General features: G+C 70.6%; 19 protein-coding genes. 6 read left to right on the top strand and 13 right to left on the bottom strand.

The annotated features are described in order from the left end of the window. Window positions 1-4: 4 nt before the first annotated feature. Window positions 5-1399 carry a glutamate decarboxylase gene (locus ACWDRW_RS13570; protein WP_451722857.1) on the top strand — a complete coding sequence of 465 codons (1395 nt, stop codon included), beginning with the start codon at window positions 5-7 and terminating at the stop codon, window positions 1397-1399. 21 nt (window positions 1400-1420) lie between these two features. On the opposite strand, the gene ACWDRW_RS13565 is transcribed toward ACWDRW_RS13570, so the two are convergent. From ACWDRW_RS13565 to ACWDRW_RS13535, 7 genes are all read right to left on the bottom strand, one after another. Then, window positions 1421-2581: an exo-alpha-sialidase gene (locus tag ACWDRW_RS13565; protein WP_451722856.1), complete on the bottom strand. Its 1161-nt coding sequence runs from the start codon at window positions 2579-2581 to the stop codon at window positions 1421-1423. A 158-nt stretch (window positions 2582-2739) separates the two neighbouring features. Continuing rightward, complete coding sequence (locus ACWDRW_RS13560) at window positions 2740-3501, bottom strand: ABC transporter permease (protein WP_451722855.1); 762 nt, start codon at window positions 3499-3501, stop codon at window positions 2740-2742. Next, complete coding sequence (locus tag ACWDRW_RS13555; RefSeq protein WP_451722853.1) at window positions 3498-4448, bottom strand: ATP-binding cassette domain-containing protein; 951 nt, start codon at window positions 4446-4448, stop codon at window positions 3498-3500. Before ACWDRW_RS13555 ends, ACWDRW_RS13560 begins: the two co-directional genes overlap by 4 nt. Window positions 4449-4521: 73 nt before the next feature. Then, window positions 4522-5163, bottom strand: coding sequence for a PadR family transcriptional regulator (locus ACWDRW_RS13550; RefSeq protein WP_451722850.1), 642 nt, complete (start codon window positions 5161-5163; stop codon window positions 4522-4524). A 68-nt stretch (window positions 5164-5231) separates the two neighbouring features. Further along, on the bottom strand, window positions 5232-5768 hold the full coding sequence (locus tag ACWDRW_RS13545; protein WP_451722848.1) for a DinB family protein: 537 nt from the start codon (window positions 5766-5768) through the stop codon (window positions 5232-5234). A gap of 155 nt (window positions 5769-5923) precedes the next feature. Beyond that, a complete protein-coding gene (locus ACWDRW_RS13540) occupies window positions 5924-7384 on the bottom strand; it encodes an aldehyde dehydrogenase family protein (protein WP_451722847.1) in 1461 nt (486 codons plus the stop codon). 111 nt (window positions 7385-7495) lie between these two features. Beyond that, a complete protein-coding gene (locus tag ACWDRW_RS13535) occupies window positions 7496-8320 on the bottom strand; it encodes a helix-turn-helix domain-containing protein (RefSeq protein WP_451722962.1) in 825 nt (274 codons plus the stop codon). A gap of 332 nt (window positions 8321-8652) precedes the next feature. Here ACWDRW_RS13535 and ACWDRW_RS13530 point away from each other — a divergent pair, with 332 nt between their 5' ends. Continuing rightward, entirely contained in the window at window positions 8653-9168 is a 516-nt protein-coding gene (locus ACWDRW_RS13530; RefSeq protein ID WP_451722846.1) for an ATP-binding protein, read from the top strand. Between the two features lie 109 nt (window positions 9169-9277). On the opposite strand, the gene ACWDRW_RS13525 is transcribed toward ACWDRW_RS13530, so the two are convergent. From ACWDRW_RS13525 to rpmG, 5 genes are all read right to left on the bottom strand, one after another. Then, the gene (locus tag ACWDRW_RS13525) at window positions 9278-9547 is read right to left on the bottom strand and encodes a DUF397 domain-containing protein (RefSeq protein WP_269660775.1); all 270 of its coding nucleotides are present in this window, start codon (window positions 9545-9547) and stop codon (window positions 9278-9280) included. A 682-nt stretch (window positions 9548-10229) separates the two neighbouring features. Beyond that, window positions 10230-10463, bottom strand: a complete 234-nt coding sequence (gene rpsR / locus ACWDRW_RS13520) for a 30S ribosomal protein S18 (RefSeq protein ID WP_451722844.1) — start codon at window positions 10461-10463, stop codon at window positions 10230-10232. A 4-nt stretch (window positions 10464-10467) separates the two neighbouring features. Next, entirely contained in the window at window positions 10468-11808 is a 1341-nt protein-coding gene (locus tag ACWDRW_RS13515) for a GTP-binding protein (RefSeq protein WP_451722842.1), read from the bottom strand. Continuing rightward, window positions 11808-12056, bottom strand: a complete 249-nt coding sequence (locus ACWDRW_RS13510; RefSeq protein ID WP_451722841.1) for a type B 50S ribosomal protein L31 — start codon at window positions 12054-12056, stop codon at window positions 11808-11810. The genes ACWDRW_RS13515 and ACWDRW_RS13510 overlap by 1 nt, the downstream gene beginning before the upstream one ends. Window positions 12057-12062: 6 nt before the next feature. After that, window positions 12063-12227 (bottom strand): 50S ribosomal protein L33, encoded by a 165-nt coding sequence (rpmG, locus tag ACWDRW_RS13505; protein ID WP_187824252.1) that lies wholly within the window; start codon window positions 12225-12227, stop codon window positions 12063-12065. A gap of 63 nt (window positions 12228-12290) precedes the next feature. Here rpmG and rpmB point away from each other — a divergent pair, with 63 nt between their 5' ends. The 4 genes from rpmB to ACWDRW_RS13485 all read left to right on the top strand — a co-directional run bounded on the left by rpmB (window position 12291) and on the right by ACWDRW_RS13485 (window position 14032). Continuing rightward, entirely contained in the window at window positions 12291-12527 is a 237-nt protein-coding gene (rpmB, locus tag ACWDRW_RS13500) for a 50S ribosomal protein L28 (RefSeq protein WP_451722840.1), read from the top strand. Continuing rightward, on the top strand, window positions 12527-12832 hold the full coding sequence (gene rpsN / locus ACWDRW_RS13495; protein WP_451722838.1) for a 30S ribosomal protein S14: 306 nt from the start codon (window positions 12527-12529) through the stop codon (window positions 12830-12832). The genes rpmB and rpsN overlap by 1 nt, the downstream gene beginning before the upstream one ends. A gap of 157 nt (window positions 12833-12989) precedes the next feature. Beyond that, complete coding sequence (locus ACWDRW_RS13490; RefSeq protein ID WP_451722959.1) at window positions 12990-13454, top strand: hypothetical protein; 465 nt, start codon at window positions 12990-12992, stop codon at window positions 13452-13454. A gap of 62 nt (window positions 13455-13516) precedes the next feature. Next, a complete protein-coding gene (locus ACWDRW_RS13485) occupies window positions 13517-14032 on the top strand; it encodes a DUF4232 domain-containing protein (protein ID WP_451722836.1) in 516 nt (171 codons plus the stop codon). Window positions 14033-14037: 5 nt separating this feature from the next. Here the strand turns inward: ACWDRW_RS13485 and ACWDRW_RS13480 are convergent, their stop codons facing one another. Further along, window positions 14038-15141: a DUF2786 domain-containing protein gene (locus tag ACWDRW_RS13480; protein ID WP_451722835.1), complete on the bottom strand. Its 1104-nt coding sequence runs from the start codon at window positions 15139-15141 to the stop codon at window positions 14038-14040. Between the last annotated feature and the right edge of the window lie 29 nt (window positions 15142-15170).

The raw sequence follows: 15170 nt of genomic DNA, 5'->3' as shown, positions 1-15170 counted from the left end.
CCCAATGGCGCTGCACAAGGGCCCCACCCGGCCCGATGACCGCCCCCTGTCCGTCAACCCCTTCTACGGCCAGGCCAACCCGGTCGTCGAGATGACCGAGGCACCGCCCCAGCACCGCCTCCCGGACGGCCCGCTGCCGCCGATGACGGCCTATCAGGTCGTCCACGACGAGCTGATGCTGGACGGCAACTCCCGGCTGAACCTTGCCACCTTCGTCACCACCTGGATGGAGCCGCAGGCGGGGGTGCTGATGGCGGAGTGCCGGGACAAGAACATGATCGACAAGGACGAGTACCCCCGCACCGCCGAGCTGGAGCGGCGCTGTGTGGCGATGCTCGCCGACCTCTGGCACGCGCCTGACCCGTCGGCCGCCGTGGGCTGCTCGACGACCGGTTCGAGCGAGGCGTGCATGCTCGCGGGGATGGCGCTCAAGCGCCGCTGGAGCAAACGGAACACCGGCGGCCGCCCCAATCTCGTCATGGGCGTGAACGTCCAGGTCTGCTGGGACAAGTTCTGCAACTTCTGGGAGGTCGAGGCGCGCCAAGTGCCCATGGAGGGCGGGCGTTTCCACCTCGATCCCCAGGCGGCGGCCGAGCTGTGCGACGAGAACACCATCGGGGTCGTGGGCGTCCTCGGCTCCACCTTCGACGGCTCCTACGAGCCGATCGCCGACCTGTGCGCCGCACTGGACGCCCTCCAGGAACGCACCGGGCTCGACATCCCGGTGCACGTGGACGGCGCCTCCGGCGCGATGATCGCCCCCTTCCTGGACGAGGACCTGGTCTGGGACTTCCGCCTCCCGCGGGTGGCGTCGATCAACACCTCCGGGCACAAGTACGGGCTGGTCTACCCCGGTGTCGGCTGGGCCCTGTGGCGCGACAGGGAGGCGCTGCCCGAGGAACTCGTCTTCCGGGTGAACTACCTGGGCGGCGACATGCCGACCTTCGCGCTCAACTTCTCCCGCCCCGGCGCCCAGGTCGTCGCGCAGTACTACACCTTCCTGCGGCTGGGCCGTGAGGGCTACCGGGCCGTCCAGCAGGCCTCCCGGGACGTCGCGACCCACCTCGCCGAGCGCGTGGAGTCCCTCGGTGACTTCGAACTGCTGACCCGGGGCGACCAGTTGCCCGTCTTCGCCTTCACCACGGCGCCCGAGGTGAAGGCGTACGACGTCTTCGACGTCTCCCGCAGGCTGCGGGAGCACGGCTGGCTGGTGCCCGCGTACACCTTCCCGCCGAACCGCGAGGACCTGTCCGTGCTGCGGGTGGTGTGCCGCAACGGCTTCTCCACCGACCTCGCGACCCTGCTGATCGAGGACCTGGAACGGCTGCTGCCGGAACTGCGACGCCAGTCGCATCCCTTGGGCCGGGACGTGGGGCAGGCGACCGCGTTCCATCACTGAGGCCCGCTCCGTCGGCGGCTCTCACCGGGCCGCCTCCCCCAGAGAGAACCGGTGCCAGCGCACCCCGTCCGCCGATATGCGGTACGCGCCGTTGCCGTAGCTGTCACTCCACAGCCAGCCGAGCGGGGTGCGGGTCACCGAGCCGGACGGGGCTCGGCCGCCGCCGCGGGGGCTGAAGCCGCGGGCGCCGTCGGTACTGCGCCAGACGCCGGTCTCGCCGTGCACCGTGACGCTTCCGTCGGCGGCCGTGACGGGGTCGCCGAGGATCGACAGGGGTTCCACGCCCGCGCGGTAGGTCCAGACCCGGGTCCAGGTGCTGCCACCGTCGGTGCTGGTGTGGATCGCGCGCAGGCCGTTCTTCACCTGCTCCTCCTCCGGGAGCTGACCCGGCTGGACGGCGTAGAGACGCCCGGCGGCGGGGACGACCCGAAAGCCCCAGGCGTCCTTGCCGGGAGTGGCGATACGCGTCGCCGTCCAGGTGCGCCCGCGGTCCTCGCTCTTCGCCAGTGCAGGGCGGCCGGAGTCGTCGAGGCCGGAGACGAAGAGCGCGTCGCGGGCCACGTCACCGGCCGGGGCGAGGATGCCCTTCAAGGGCGGCCGCCCCTTCAGGACGCGGTGTTCCCCGGTGTCGGGCATGACCACGAGCAGGCGGTTGCGGGCGCAGGAGCTGAGGTCCGGCTCCGGTTCCAGGCACTCCTCGGTCAGGAGAGCTCCCTCGGGGACGGTCGCCGTCCTGCCCGTCGGCTCGGTCGAACCGCGGGTCCAGGTGAGGCCGCCGTCCCGGGTGAACCAGGTCGGGGCCGGCTCCTGCCCGTTGTCGCTCTGGTCGATGATCACGGCGCGGCCCGGCCCCAGCGTCGTGAGCCCCGCGGTGATCCCGAGGTCTCCGGTGACGTCCGGCAAGGGTGACGTGGCCAGGCCCCAGCGACGGGCGCTCTTGTCGAGGACTGCGACATGCTGTTCGCACCGCGCTGGCGCGCACTCCGCGAGCAGGGCGAAGCCCGAGCCGTCGGCGGCGAAACCGAGACTGTGGGACCAGCCGGGCAGGCCCGGAGCGGAGGGTATGCGCGGAGCGGGAGCGGTCGAGGCGCCCCCGGGCCGGGGTTCCGGCCTCGCCGCGTCGCAGGCGGCCAGCGACAGGAGCGGGAGCAGAACCGCGGCCGCGGCCCCGAGCGACAGCATCGCCCTCGACGTATGAAATCTCATGGATCCCCCCGGTCTGCGGTGGTCAGCAGCGGACTGCTGCTTCTGGTACACCGCGGACCGGGCTCGGGTTCCACTCCTCGCAGGACTTCTTTTCTCTCAGCCCTGGAGCCGGACGACTCGGCCCTTGGGCCGGGCTACTTGCTCAACCGCCCGAACCGTCGCACCGCCAGCGGAAAGAACACCGCCAGCAGGACCAGCGGCCATAGGACCGCCGCCCAGATGTGGCCCGGTTCGCCGCCCGGGCTGCCGAAGAGGTCCCGGACGGCGGTCGCGGTCTGGGACATCGGGTTCCACTCGACCACCGTGCCCAGCCAGCCCGGCATGGAGTCGGGGGTGGCGAAGGCATTGGAGAGGAACCCGACCGGCCAGACCAGGATCTGCACGGCCTGCACCATCTCCGGCTTCCCCGCCACCATCGCCAGATGGATGCCGATCCACAGCATCGCGAACCGGAACAGCAGCAGCAGGCCGACCGCGCCCAGGAAACCGCCCGGCGAGCCGTTCGCCCGCCAGCCGAGCGCGAGGCCGACACCGATCAGCACCGCCAGGCCGAGCGCCGACTGGAGCATGTCCGCGACCGAACGGCCCACCAGCACGGCGCCGTTGGTCATCGGCATCGAGCGGAACCGGTCGATGACGCCCTTGTTCAGGTCCTGGGTGACGGCGATCATCGTGGCCTCCAGACCGAAGGCCATGGTGAGCGCGAGCATGCCGGGCACCAGATAGTCGATGTAGTCGCCCCGCACGCCCCGGCCGCCGCCGACCAGGTAGCCGAACATCACCAGCAGCATCACGGGGAAGACGAGCCCGACGACCATCTGGACCGGCTGCCGCGCCCAGTGGGCGAGTTCGCGGCGGGTCATGGTCCAGGAGTCGGTCAGTGCGTACGTGGTCATACGGCCTCCTTGGCACGGTCCGCCGTCAGATGCAGGAACACCTCGTCCAGGGTCGGCCGGCGCAGGGCCACGTCCGCCGCCTCGATGCCGGCCTCCTCCAGGGCCCGTACGACCCCGGAGAGCGCCGCCATCCGGTCGGTGACCGCGGCGCTCAGCAGCCGGCGGTCGGCGTCGACCCGGACGCCCGCCGGGTCGAACGGCAACAGGGCAACCGCGGCGCCCAGTTGTCCCGCGTCGCGCAGGACGACGTCGATACGGTCGCCGCCGGTGGCCTCCTTCAGCTCATCGGCCGTGCCGTCGGCGACGACCCGTCCCGAGTCGACGACCGATATGCGATCGGCGAGCTGGTCGGCCTCCTCCAGGTACTGCGTGGTGAGCAGGACCGTCGTACCGCCGCCCACCAGGGAGCGGACCGCGGCCCACACCTCGGCACGGCCACGGGGGTCGAGGCCGGTCGTGGGTTCGTCCAGGAACAGCACCTCCGGATCGGTGATCAGGGACGCGGCGAGGTCCAGGCGGCGCCGCATACCGCCGCTGTACTGCCGTACCGCCTTGCGGCCGGTGTCGGCCAGGTCGAAGCGGTCCAGGAGCTCGTCGGCCCGCACGCGCGCGTGGCGGGCGCCGAGGTGGTACAGGCGGCCGAACATCTCCAGGTTCTGGCGGCCGCCGAGCTCCTCGTCGAGGGCCGCGTGCTGGCCGAGCAGGCCGATGCGGTGGCGGACCTCGCGGGCCTGCCGTACTACGTCGTAGCCGGCCACCTCGACGCGGCCGCCGTCGGGCCGCAGCAGCGTGGACAGGACGCGGACCAAAGTCGTCTTGCCGGCGCCGTTCGGGCCCAGCACGCCGTGGACCGTCCCGCGGTTGACCCGCAGGTCGAGACCGTCCAGGGCCTTCTTCTCGCCGTACCTCTTGTGTGCGCCTTCGACGTGGATCGCCGGGTCGGACACGACCACTCCCTCGCTAGTCAAAGTTGACTACAAGCTCGAGAGTAATACCCGGGACCATGTTCGTCAAACTTGATTACCCGCCATCCCCGGGATGCCGCTCCCCCGTCGCGTACGGGTTCTCCTCGCCCTCCGCGAGGACGCCCACGAACGGCTCGCCCTCCCCCGCGAAGGTGTACGCACCGCCCTCGATCCGCTCGATCAGCCCCTGGGTCCACTCGGCCTCGGCGTCCGCCGTGTGGACCCAGAGGTTCATGATCTCGCCGATGTGGCCCAACTGGCCGGGGCCTTCCTCGGGGACGTAGTGCTCGGTGACCGCCGAGCGCCACTCCTCGCTGCGCCGGACGCGTTCCTTGAGCAGGGCCACCGTCTCCGCGCGCGGGAGGTCGACCATGAAGCCGATGGCCGCCGACTTGACGTCCATCTTCTGGTCGTAGGAGACCAGCGCCTCCCGGACCAGCCGGAGGTACTCCTCGGTGCCCTGCTCCGTGATCTCGTACTCGGTGCGGGGCGGGCCTCCGGCCGTGGAGGGCGCGATCTCGTGGGCGTGCAGCAGCCCCTGCTTCGCCATCTGTTTCAGGGCGTGGTAGATCGAGCCGGGCTTGGCGTTGGACCACTCGTGCGCGCCCCAGTACTCCAGGTCGTTGCGCACCTGATAGCCGTGGGCCCGGCCGTGCTGGCGGACCGCGCCGAGCACCAGGAGACGGATCGCTGACATGCGGTCCAGGTTATGACCTCGGATTTGCGCTCAGGACATGACCTATGCCTTCGGCCCACCCCACGAGCTCAGCCGTTGGCGAGGGCCACCAGCTCGAAGGCCGTCTTCCCGTCCAGCGACTCCCGGATGATGTCGGCGTGCCCGGCGTGCCGGGCGGTCTCGCGGATCAGGTGCAGGCAGAGCCAGCGCATCGACAGCCACTCGTCCTTGGGGTTCCAGGGCGCGGCCGGCAGCAGGAAGGTGTCGTCCAGGCTCGGGACCGACCGGATGAACGCCTCCGTCTCGGCGGCCACCTTCTCGTAGTACGCGAGTTGCTGCTCCACGGTCTCGTCGCCCACCAGCTGGAAGCACTCGTGCCAGTTCGTCTCGTCCCGGTGGACGGCGGGCGGCTCACCCGTGGCGCGGGCGATCCAGCCCTGCTCGACCTCGGCGACGTGCTTGAGCAGTCCGGCCAGGGACAACTCGCTGGCGCTGGGGCGGGAGGAGGCCTGCTCGTCGGTCAGACCCAGCACCGACCGGCGGATGCCGCCGCGCTGCTCCGCGATGAAGTTGAGCAGTGCTCCGCGCTCGTCGCCGGGTGCTTCCGCGGGAACGTGCGTGACCATGGCCGGCCGCCTTTCGTCGGTGGGGCTTCTCGCCTGACACCCACGAAGCTACGGGCCATTGAGGTCAGATGCCGGCCTCAATGGCCCGTCCGCGAAAACTTCAGCCCGGAGAAATCCCAGGGCTTCGGAGGCATCCCCGGAAGCCGGGGAAAACCCTAGAAGGGGAACCCGCTCCGCCCGTGCTGCACCGAGATCCACTTCAGCGTGGTGAACGCGTCCAGCATCGTCTCGCCGTTCAGACGGCCGAGCCCGGAGTGCTTCTCGCCGCCGAAGGGGACGATCGGCTCGTCGTGGACGGTGCCGTCGTTCACGTGGAACATGCCCGTGTCGATCCGCTTGGCGAAGGAGACGCCCCGCTCGACGTCCCCGGTGTGGACGGCGCCGCTGAGGCCGTAGGGGGTGTCGTTGACGAGGCGTACGGCCTCCTCCTCGCCGTCGAACGGGACGAGGAACACGACCGGTCCGAAGACCTCCTGCCGGAGCAGGGCGGAGTCGGCCGGGAGGCCGGTCAGGACGGACGGCTCGACCAGGTTGTCGGTGGTCGCACCCCGTACCAGGGCGGTCGCGCCCTCGGCCACGGCCTGCTCGACGACTCCCGAAAGGGCGTCCGCCTGCGAGGAGTTGATGACCGGGCCGATGACGGTCTCCGGGTCGCGCGGGTCGCCGGCCTTGAGCGTCCTCACCTTGGCGACGAACTTCTCCGTGAACTCGTCGGCGATCGTACGGTCGACCAGGACGCGGTTGGCGGCCATGCAGACCTGGCCCTGGTGGACGTAACGGCTGAACACCGCGGCGTCGACGGCGTAGTCGAGGTCGGCGTCGTCGAGGACCACCAGCGCGCTGTTGCCGCCGAGTTCGAGGACCGAACGCTTGAAGTTCGAGGCGCAGACCGTCGCGACGTGGCGGCCGACCTTGTCGGAGCCGGTGAAGGAGATGACCTTCGGGATCGGGTGCTCGATGAAGGCGTCGCCGATCTCGGCTATGTCGGTCACGACGACGTTGAGCAGACCGCCGGGCAGGCCCGCGTCCTCGAAGAGCTTCGCGACCAGGGTGCCGCCGACGATCGGGGTGTTCTGGTGGGGCTTGAGGACCACGCCGTTGCCGAGCGCGAGGGCCGGGGCGACCGATTTCAGGGACAGCAGGAAGGGGAAGTTGAAGGGGCTGATCACACCGACGACCCCGACCGGGACGCGGTAGACGCGGTTCTCCTTGCCGTCCACCGGGGAGGGGATGATCCGGCCCTCGGGGCGCAGCGCCAGGTGGACCGCCTCGCGCAGGAACTCCTTGGCGAGGTGCAGTTCGAAGGCCGCCTTCAGCCGCGTGCCGCCGAGCTCGGCGATGATCATCTCGCTGATCTCCGCCTCCCGGTCCTCGATGAGCCGGAGGGCCTTCTCGAAGACGGCGCGGCGCGCGTACGCGTTGGTGGCGGCCCACTCCTTCTGAGCGCGGGCCGCGGCCTGGTAGGCCTGATCCACCTCGTCGACCGTGGCTATGGTGATCGAGGCGAGCTTCTCACCGTCGTACGGGTTGAAGTCGATGATGTCCCAGGAGCCGGAGCCCGGGCGCCACTCGCCGTCGATGTACTGCTGGGCCAGGTCGGTGAAGTAGGACGACATGTGATCCCTCAATCCCCTAACGGGCATCCCTGCGGACACCTGATCAGCTTCTGATCAGCTCCACGGTCAGATCATCCCCACGGTCTGATCACGCGTCATCGTACTTGTGTTTCAAGACAGTTGGAGGAGACCCCGGAGAAGGTCCCGGCTCTCGTGCGGGCCCGGGCTGTCGTGCTGGAGCTCTTTCAGCGCCTTCTCGTACTGGGCGACGTCCTCGTGCTTGTCCAGATACAGCGCACTGGTGAGCTGCTCCAGATAGACCACGTCCGACAGGTCGGACTCCGGGAAGCTGAGGATGGTGAAGGCGCCGGACTCGCCGGAGTGGCCGCCGAAGCTGAACGGCATGATCTGCAGGCGCACGTTGGGCCGCTCGGAGATCTCGATGAGGTGCTGGAGCTGACCGCGCATCACCTCACGGTCGCCGTAGGGGCGGCGCAGGGCGGCCTCGTCGAGGACGATGTGGAACTCCGGGGCGTTCTCGTCGACGAGGTACTTCTGCCGCTCCAGGCGCAGCGCCACCCGCCGCTCCACGTCGGCCTCGCTCGCGCCCTTCATTCCACGCCGGACGACCGCGCGGGCGTAGGCCTCGGTCTGCAGCAGACCGTGCACGAACTGCACCTCGTACGCGCGGATCAGCGCGGCGGCGCCCTCAAGGCCGACGTAGGTGGGGAACCAGCTGGGCAGCACGTCGGAGTAACTGTGCCACCAGCCCGCGACGTTGGCCTCCTTGGCGAGGGAGAGCAGCGAGGTGCGCTCGACCTCGTCCGTGATGCCGTACAGCGTCAACAGGTCTTCGACGTCCCTGGTCTTGAAGCTCACCCGGCCCAACTCCATCCGGCTGATCTTCGACTCGGACGCGCGGATCGAATACCCCGCGGCCTCACGCGTGATCCCGCGTGCCTCACGCAGTCGCCTGAGTTGCGAGCCGAGCAGCATGCGCCGCACCACCGATCCGGGCTCTCCCGCGCTCACGTTCGCCAGCCTCCCCAACCTCTCCAGGGCCCGAAGTCTGCCACTAAAACACTCCGAGCTGTACTCGCCTGATTACAGAGACGGAAAGAAGCCAAAGATTTCCTTCAGGAAGGGGGAAGCGGAAGGCAAGCGGGGAGCGAGAAGATGGCGGAAAAAATGGCCAACAAGCGGTACGGGAGGGTCCAATTCGGTCACGTGCACGTGCATCTGCCCTTGCATCTGCTGTACGCATCCGAAACCATGGTCCCGCGCAACCGCTGCATCGCAACGACCGCGAATTCCCGGGAGTGCCTCGCATGGGGACGAATGGATCGACCATGCTCGAGCCGTTACGGCAGGGCCTTCCGCCGCTGGATCCCGCGGCCGTGTCCAACGCCGCCTCCTGCGCACTGCCCGCCCGCTACGAAGCGGTGCGCGAGGCACGGCAGTTCACCCGCAGAACACTGGACCAGTGGGACATAGGCGAACGATTCGACGACGTCTGCCTGGTCGTGTCCGAACTCGTCACCAACGCGCTGCGCCACGCCCTGCCGTCGACCCACCCCCGCGGGTGTGAGCAGACGCCTCCGGTACGGCTGCATCTGATGCGGTGGACCGAGCGGCTGGTGTGCGCGGTGCGCGACCCCAGCCACGACAGCCCGGTCGCCCGCGACTCGGACGACTTCTCGGCGGAGTCCGGGCGCGGGCTGTTCCTGGTGGACTCCTTCGCCGACGGCTGGGGCTGGCACCCGCTGGCCGGCACGCTCAACGGCAAGGTGGTCTGGGCGCTGTTCCGGCTGCCGCAGGGGCCGCAGCCGAGCCCCGCCGAGTGAGGAACCGCGGCGCTTCGCGGCGTCGCGGTTCTACGCGCGTAACCAGTCCATCACGGTGGGTACTGGCCACCAATTGCCCGAAATGTTTCGCGAGTTGCCCGGCCGGGTGTCAGCCCGCTATCAAGTGGTCGAACTCGCCGTCCTTGATGCCCAGGAGCATCGCCTCGATCTCGGCGCGGGTGTAGACGAGCGCCGGTCCGTCCGGAAAGCGCGAGTTGCGCACGGCTACATCACCGCCGGGCAACCTGGCGAACTCCACGCAGGAGCCCTGCGAGTTGCTGTGCCTGCTCTTCTGCCAGGCGACACCGCTGAGCCGGGTCGCGGCCATGCCGTTGTACACGCCGGACGCGTCGTCAACGTCGTACACGTCGTGGTCCACAGGTCGCTCCCCGGTGGTGCACTGGCTGGTGAGGCCATTGATGCATTGGTCAACTGACCCGGATCATAACCCTGTTCATGTGCAGATGCATGGGAGGATGCACGGGCAGATGCACGTGCACGTGGGGTGTTCCCGCGGTTACAGCTGTGACGTGCGCTTCGACGACGTCTTCCCCGTCATCCCCCGCCCATGACCTTCCGCGCTGTCTGCCGAGCCGGATCGTCCGGATCGAATCCCTCGTGTATTAGGAACAGACGCACACAGAGCCGTTCGTGTTCCAACAACTGTGAACGTCTCGGCCGACGGTCTTGACCGGATCGCCGCCCTCCCAGTGGACGCCCGGCATCCGCCTTGCCGAGGTCGGGCGGCTACCTGGTGCCGGAGGGCTGTGCGTCCGGCACCTGCTCGGCGAAACGACCGCACCCGATGACGGTGAGGCCGTCATCGGGTGCGGTGTCCCTGTCAGGTCTTCGTCGGGCATACGACCGAGCAGCCCGCCGAGACGATTCGGACGGGTGCGCCAGAGACACTCGTACGGATTAGGTGGGTGCCGTACGTCGGTGAGCGCAGAGGGCGCCTGGTCGTGGGTGCGGTGTCGGCCGCCGGCGGAACGGTCTGGCGTCGGCGGCGGGTCGGGCGGTGGGGTGCGGCCCCTCGACGGTGTGCCGTTTCGGTCGTCGGGTCAGCGGCTCGCGTAGGGCAGGAGCGCCATCTCACGCGCGTTCTTGACGGCCTTGGCCAGCTGTCGCTGCTGTTGTGCGGAGATCCGGGACACGCGGCGGCTGCGGATCTTGCCGCGGTCGGAGACGAACCTCCGGAGCAGGTCGGTGTCCTTGTAGTCGATGTACTCGACGCCGGCCTGGTCCAGCGGGTTGGGGCGGTTCTTGGCGGGCTTGCGTTCGGGCTTGCGGGGCATGGGGTCAGACCTCCAGGAGGGTGTCGAAGACGGGCGGCAGCCGCTTCCAGGCGTCGCGCCCGGCGGCGTACTCGGCATCGGTGAGCAGGCAGGACTCCAGCAACCGCTCCAGACCGTCCCGGTCCAGGCCGGGCGAGGTGAAGACGAGGTGCTGACCGCGGTCGCCGTGCTCCGGATGCCAGTCCAGGGCCGCGGCGGCTCGGCGCACGGGCGGGACGAGTTCCCAGGCCGCGTCGGGGAGGGAGGCGAGCCAGGGGCCGGCGCTCTCCACGCACAGGGCGCCCCCGGCCGCGTCCCAGTGGAGGAGCATGTCGGGCTTGTCGGCGAGCCAGAACCGGCCCCGGCTGCGGGCGGCGGCGCAGGTCAGGTCCTCCAGCGCCGCGTACAGCCGTTCCGGGTGGAAGGGGCGGCGCCGATGCCAGACGAGAGTGGAGACGCCGTACGCGTCGGCCTCGACGGGCAGCAGCGCGCAGGCGGGGTGCTGGGCGGCGGCGGCCGCTTCCACGTCGAAGCCGGAGAGGACGGCGACGGCCAGGGCGCCTTGGCCGGAGGGCGGGGCGCTGGGACCGTGCGGCGGGGTACTGGAACGGTCAGACGGGGCGCCGGGGCCGGGAGGCGGGGTGCTGCGTCCCGCCGTAGGGCCGCTGGGACCGGTTGGCGGGTCGGCGTGGTCGGTGGCCGGACGGTCGCCGTCACCCGGACCGGCACGAAGGTCGCCTGGGCCAGGTGGCGGAAGGCGGTCGTCGAGCTGTGGGCCGCCAGGGTCGATCCGTACCTGGTGGGCCGTGGGGTGTAGTTGGGTGAGCAGTTCGCGGTCCTCGTCGTCGGCTTCCGGGGAGTCGAGGACGGCCAGGACGGGGGCGTACTCCAGCTGGCGCGCGAAGGTGTCGGCGACGGTGCGCTGGTCGGTGGCGGCGGCTGCCAGGCCCCGCTCGGCCAGGTCGTCGCCGTTGCCGAGGTACGGCAGCAGCAGTGCCGGGTCCACGGCGGTGACCACGCCGGTGACGGTGAGGCCGCCGGAGGTGACCACCTCCGCCATCGCCTTGGGCTCGACGGAGTCCCACAGCTCGACGATCGCGAGCGGGGTTCCCTGATCGGCCAGCCGTCGCAGTTCCGGCACCAGGTCCTCGCGCAGGGCGCAGCACGCGCAGTCGTTGACGAGGGGCGCCTCCCCCGTGTCACGGACGCCGGTGGCGTCGCGGATCGTCCGGACGACCGTGCCGGCGGGGGCCGTGGCCAGGTCGTGGTGGAGCACGACGCTGCCGGGCACCTGGGCGAGCAGCCGGTCCACGGCGGCCCTGCGGGCGTCGGCGTGCAGACCGCCGACGATCACGACGGAAAGCATCAGCCCTGCTTCCCGTACCGCCGCTCGAAGCGCTCCACGCGTCCGGCGGTGTCCAGCACGCGCGCGGTGCCGGTGTAGAAGGGGTGGCTGACGTTGGAGATCTCGACGTCGACGACCGGGTAGGTCCGGCCGTCCTCCCACTCGATCGTCTTCTCGCTGGTCATCGTCGAGCGGGTGAGGAAGGCGTGGTTCGCGGCCCGGTCACGGAAGACGACGAGGCCGTACGGCGGGTGGATTCCCTTGCGCATGGCGGTTCAGCGCTCCTCTCGGAAGTCGACGTGCCGGCCGACGACCGGGTCGAACTTGCGCAGGGTCATGCGGTCCGGGTCGTTGCGGCGGTTCTTGCGGGTGACGTACGTGTAGCCGGTCCCGGCCGTGGACCGGAGCTTGATGACCGGGCGGAGTTCGTTGCGAGCCATGGCTGCTATCTTACTGAAAATGAATTCCATTTACGACAACGTTTCAGGAGAGGTGCGTCACCCATGTCCGCCCACTGCATGCTGACCGGGGCCCGGCCCGGCTTCGGCAACCACATCTCCCACTCCCACCGGCGCACTTCCCGCCGCTTCGACCCCAATATCCAGAGCAAGCGGTACTGGCTGCCGAGCGAGGCCCGCTTCGTGCGCCTGAAGTTGAGCGCGAAGGGGATCAAGACCGTCGACGCGATCGGCGTCGAGGCGGCCGTGGCGCGCATCCGCGCGCGCGGGGGGCGGGTCTGATGGCCAAGAAGAGCAAGATCGCGAAGAACGAGCGGCGGCGGGAGACCGTCGCGCGGTACGCCCGGCGGCGGGCCGAGCTCAAGGAGATCATCCGGCGTCCGTCGACGCCTGAGGCCGAACGGCTCGCCGCACAGCAGGAGTTGTGCCACCAGCCGCGCGACGCGAGCGCCACGCGCGTGCGCAACCGGGACCAGGTCGACGGACGCCCGCGCGGGTACTTCCGGACGTTCGGGCTGTCCCGGGTGTCGCTGCGGGAGCAGGCCCACGCGGGCCATCTGCCCGGGGTTCGCAAGTCGTCCTGGTAGTCCCCGTTTCCGCGATGGCCGTTCTGGTCCTGGTTACGTCCTGGTAGCTTGCGGCCGTACCGTCCCGACCGGCTCATCCTGGGGGCTTGCAGTGACTTCGTCGACGTACGCGCGCGTGCCGCGCAGGACGGCGTACGCGCGCGTGACGCGCAGACGGATGCGGATCGCGGCCGCGGCCGCCGGTCTCGCCAGTGTGCTCGTGCTGAGCGGGTGCAGCGACGACGGGTCCTCCGACGACGGCTCGCCCAGCGCGAGCTCCACGCCGTCCGCCACTGAGACCGCCGACACCGGCGGGGGCGGCGGCGGTACGGCCTCCCCCGCGGGCGAGCTGGAGGGCAGCTGGCTCGCCACGACCGACGGCAAGGCCGTGGCGCTGGTCGTCACCGGCAGCAAGGCGGGGCTCTTCGCGACCGGCGGGACCGTGTGCAGCGGCACGGCGGGCGAAACGATCAAGCTGGAGTGCTCCGACGGCACCGAGGACCGGTCGAGCGGGACGGTCGACTCCGTGGACAAGGACACGTTGAAGGTGACCTGGGACAGCGGCCTGGGCGCGGAGACGTACCGCAAGGCGGAGGGTGCCACCCTGCCCACGGGGCTGCCGACGGCGGGGCTCGGCGGCTGATCCACGGTCGTATGCGTGATGATCCATGCACGCGATCCGTCACGCACCCCTGAGGACACCTCATGCGCACCACCGCCCTGCTCCCCCTCACCGCCCTCGCCGCGGCCCTTCTGCTGACCTCCTGCGGCGACGACGGCAGTGACGCCGGTGGCGGGGACGGGAAGCGGGGCGAGAGTTCCACGGCCGCCTGCGCGATCGGGGACATGGAGACGCGGGTCGGTCCGGCCAACCCCGCCCCGGCCGCCGGGGACACCGGCAACGTGACCCTCACGCTCACCAACAAGGGCGCCGCGTGCGCCCTGGACGGCATGCCCGCGGTGACCCTGAAGGCGGACGACAGGGTGGCGGCCGTCGCCCCCGACGCGGCGGCCCCGAAGCGGACGCTCGCCAAGGGCGGCACGACGTCGTTCACCGTCACCTACGTGCGCGGCGGGACGGACGGCCTGGCCGTGAAGACGGTCGAGTTCGCCCTGCCCGGCGCCGACGGGACACGGAGCTTCCCGTGGTCGTACGGCGATGTCGCGCTCAAGGGGGAGCGGCCGGACGCCTCGGTGAGCGGCTTCCAGCAGGGGGACTGAGGTTCCTACTCCAGGCGGCGCCGGGCCTTCACCTGGGCCTGGTCCGCCGCCTCGGCACCCTCGGTCCAGCCCGCCGCGTCGCTGACGCCGCGCAGCCGGGTCGTGGTGGTCTCGGGGAACATGCGGTCGAGCCGGGTCGTGACCGCGACCTCCCGGGACGCCAGGACCGGCAGCAGGTCTTCGCTGACCTGCGTCTCGGCGGCCCGTGTGAGGCGGGTGCCGATGCGGTGCGCGTAGGCGGCGAGGAACGACTGCCGGAACGTCTTGGTCCGTTTGCGTCCGCCCGCGCGCTGGGCCGCCTCCGCCTTGGTCATCGCCGTCTGGGCCTGGACGAGCAGCGAGGTGTAGAGCAGCTCGACCACCTCCAGGTCGGCCTCGAAACCGACCACCGTGGAGAAGCCGAGGGGTTCGTTCCACACCGCGCGGCAGTGGTTCGCCCCGGCCACCGCGTCCAGCAGCACCGCCTTGGCCTGCTCGTACGGCGGCTCCACCCCGATCCGGCAGGCGCCGGGGGCGTCGGGGTCCGGCGCCCCCGCCGAGAGCAGGGCCTCGTCCACGCTGTGCCGGGCCATCAGCTCCTGCGCCTTGGCGGACAGCGCCTCCGCCTCCTCGGGGAAGCCGGTGGCCTCGGCCTTGGCGAGCAGCGCGCGGATCCTGGTCAGCATCCGGGACTCGGGTCTGCGCGACTGCTGCTGCTCGTCCAGGGGCTCCAGGCGGGGCAGCCGCAGCAGCAGGCGGTACAGCTCCAGGACGGCCGTGGCGTGCGAGAAGCGGTCCGCCGGGGGCGGGGGTGTGGTGTCCAGCCCGTCGAGCTGGGCGCGCCAGCGGGGACCGCGCGGGATGTCGTCCGGCGCCTGCGCGTGGACGAGGGCGGATAGCAGACGCTCATGTACGTCGTCCAGGTCCCGGCGGACGACCCGGACCACGTCGGCGGGCTGCCACCCCCGCCGCCAGGCCGCCGCGACGAACTCCCTTCCCCTGCGCTCCAGTTCCGCGTCCGCGCCCGGATCGGCGGCGAGGAGGGACGCGCCGGTGTCCAGGGCCGTGTCGGAGTCGGTGTGCAGGGCGGCCTGAAAGGCGAGGTCGACGGTGCGGGGCGTGCTGGTCACGGGAGGATCGTGTCATGCGGGTGAGAGGG

This window comes from Streptomyces sp. NPDC003635, assembly GCF_053587635.1.
The sequence above is the reverse complement of the archived record's forward strand: the minus strand, read 5'-3'. Positions and strand labels throughout refer to the sequence as shown.

Coding starts and splice junctions, on each gene's coding strand:
- ACWDRW_RS13510 (WP_451722841.1), bottom strand. CDS start 12,056: ATGCGCAAGGGAATCCACCCGCCGTACGGCCTCGTCGTCTTCCGTGAC.
- ACWDRW_RS13540 (WP_451722847.1), bottom strand. CDS start 7,384: ATGTCGTCCTACTTCACCGACCTGGCCCAGCAGTACATCGACGGCGAG.
- rpmB (WP_451722840.1), top strand. CDS start 12,291: ATGTCCGCCCACTGCATGCTGACCGGGGCCCGGCCCGGCTTCGGCAAC.
- ACWDRW_RS13560 (WP_451722855.1), bottom strand. CDS start 3,501: ATGACCACGTACGCACTGACCGACTCCTGGACCATGACCCGCCGCGAA.
- rpsR (WP_451722844.1), bottom strand. CDS start 10,463: ATGCCCCGCAAGCCCGAACGCAAGCCCGCCAAGAACCGCCCCAACCCG.
- ACWDRW_RS13550 (WP_451722850.1), bottom strand. CDS start 5,163: ATGTCAGCGATCCGTCTCCTGGTGCTCGGCGCGGTCCGCCAGCACGGC.
- ACWDRW_RS13530 (WP_451722846.1), top strand. CDS start 8,653: ATGGGGACGAATGGATCGACCATGCTCGAGCCGTTACGGCAGGGCCTT.
- rpmG (WP_187824252.1), bottom strand. CDS start 12,227: ATGGCTCGCAACGAACTCCGCCCGGTCATCAAGCTCCGGTCCACGGCC.
- ACWDRW_RS13535 (WP_451722962.1), bottom strand. CDS start 8,320: ATGCTGCTCGGCTCGCAACTCAGGCGACTGCGTGAGGCACGCGGGATC.
- ACWDRW_RS13570 (WP_451722857.1), top strand. CDS start 5: ATGGCGCTGCACAAGGGCCCCACCCGGCCCGATGACCGCCCCCTGTCC.
- ACWDRW_RS13565 (WP_451722856.1), bottom strand. CDS start 2,581: ATGCTGTCGCTCGGGGCCGCGGCCGCGGTTCTGCTCCCGCTCCTGTCG.
- ACWDRW_RS13515 (WP_451722842.1), bottom strand. CDS start 11,808: ATGCTTTCCGTCGTGATCGTCGGCGGTCTGCACGCCGACGCCCGCAGG.
- rpsN (WP_451722838.1), top strand. CDS start 12,527: ATGGCCAAGAAGAGCAAGATCGCGAAGAACGAGCGGCGGCGGGAGACC.
- ACWDRW_RS13485 (WP_451722836.1), top strand. CDS start 13,517: ATGCGCACCACCGCCCTGCTCCCCCTCACCGCCCTCGCCGCGGCCCTT.
- ACWDRW_RS13490 (WP_451722959.1), top strand. CDS start 12,990: ATGCGGATCGCGGCCGCGGCCGCCGGTCTCGCCAGTGTGCTCGTGCTG.
- ACWDRW_RS13545 (WP_451722848.1), bottom strand. CDS start 5,768: ATGGTCACGCACGTTCCCGCGGAAGCACCCGGCGACGAGCGCGGAGCA.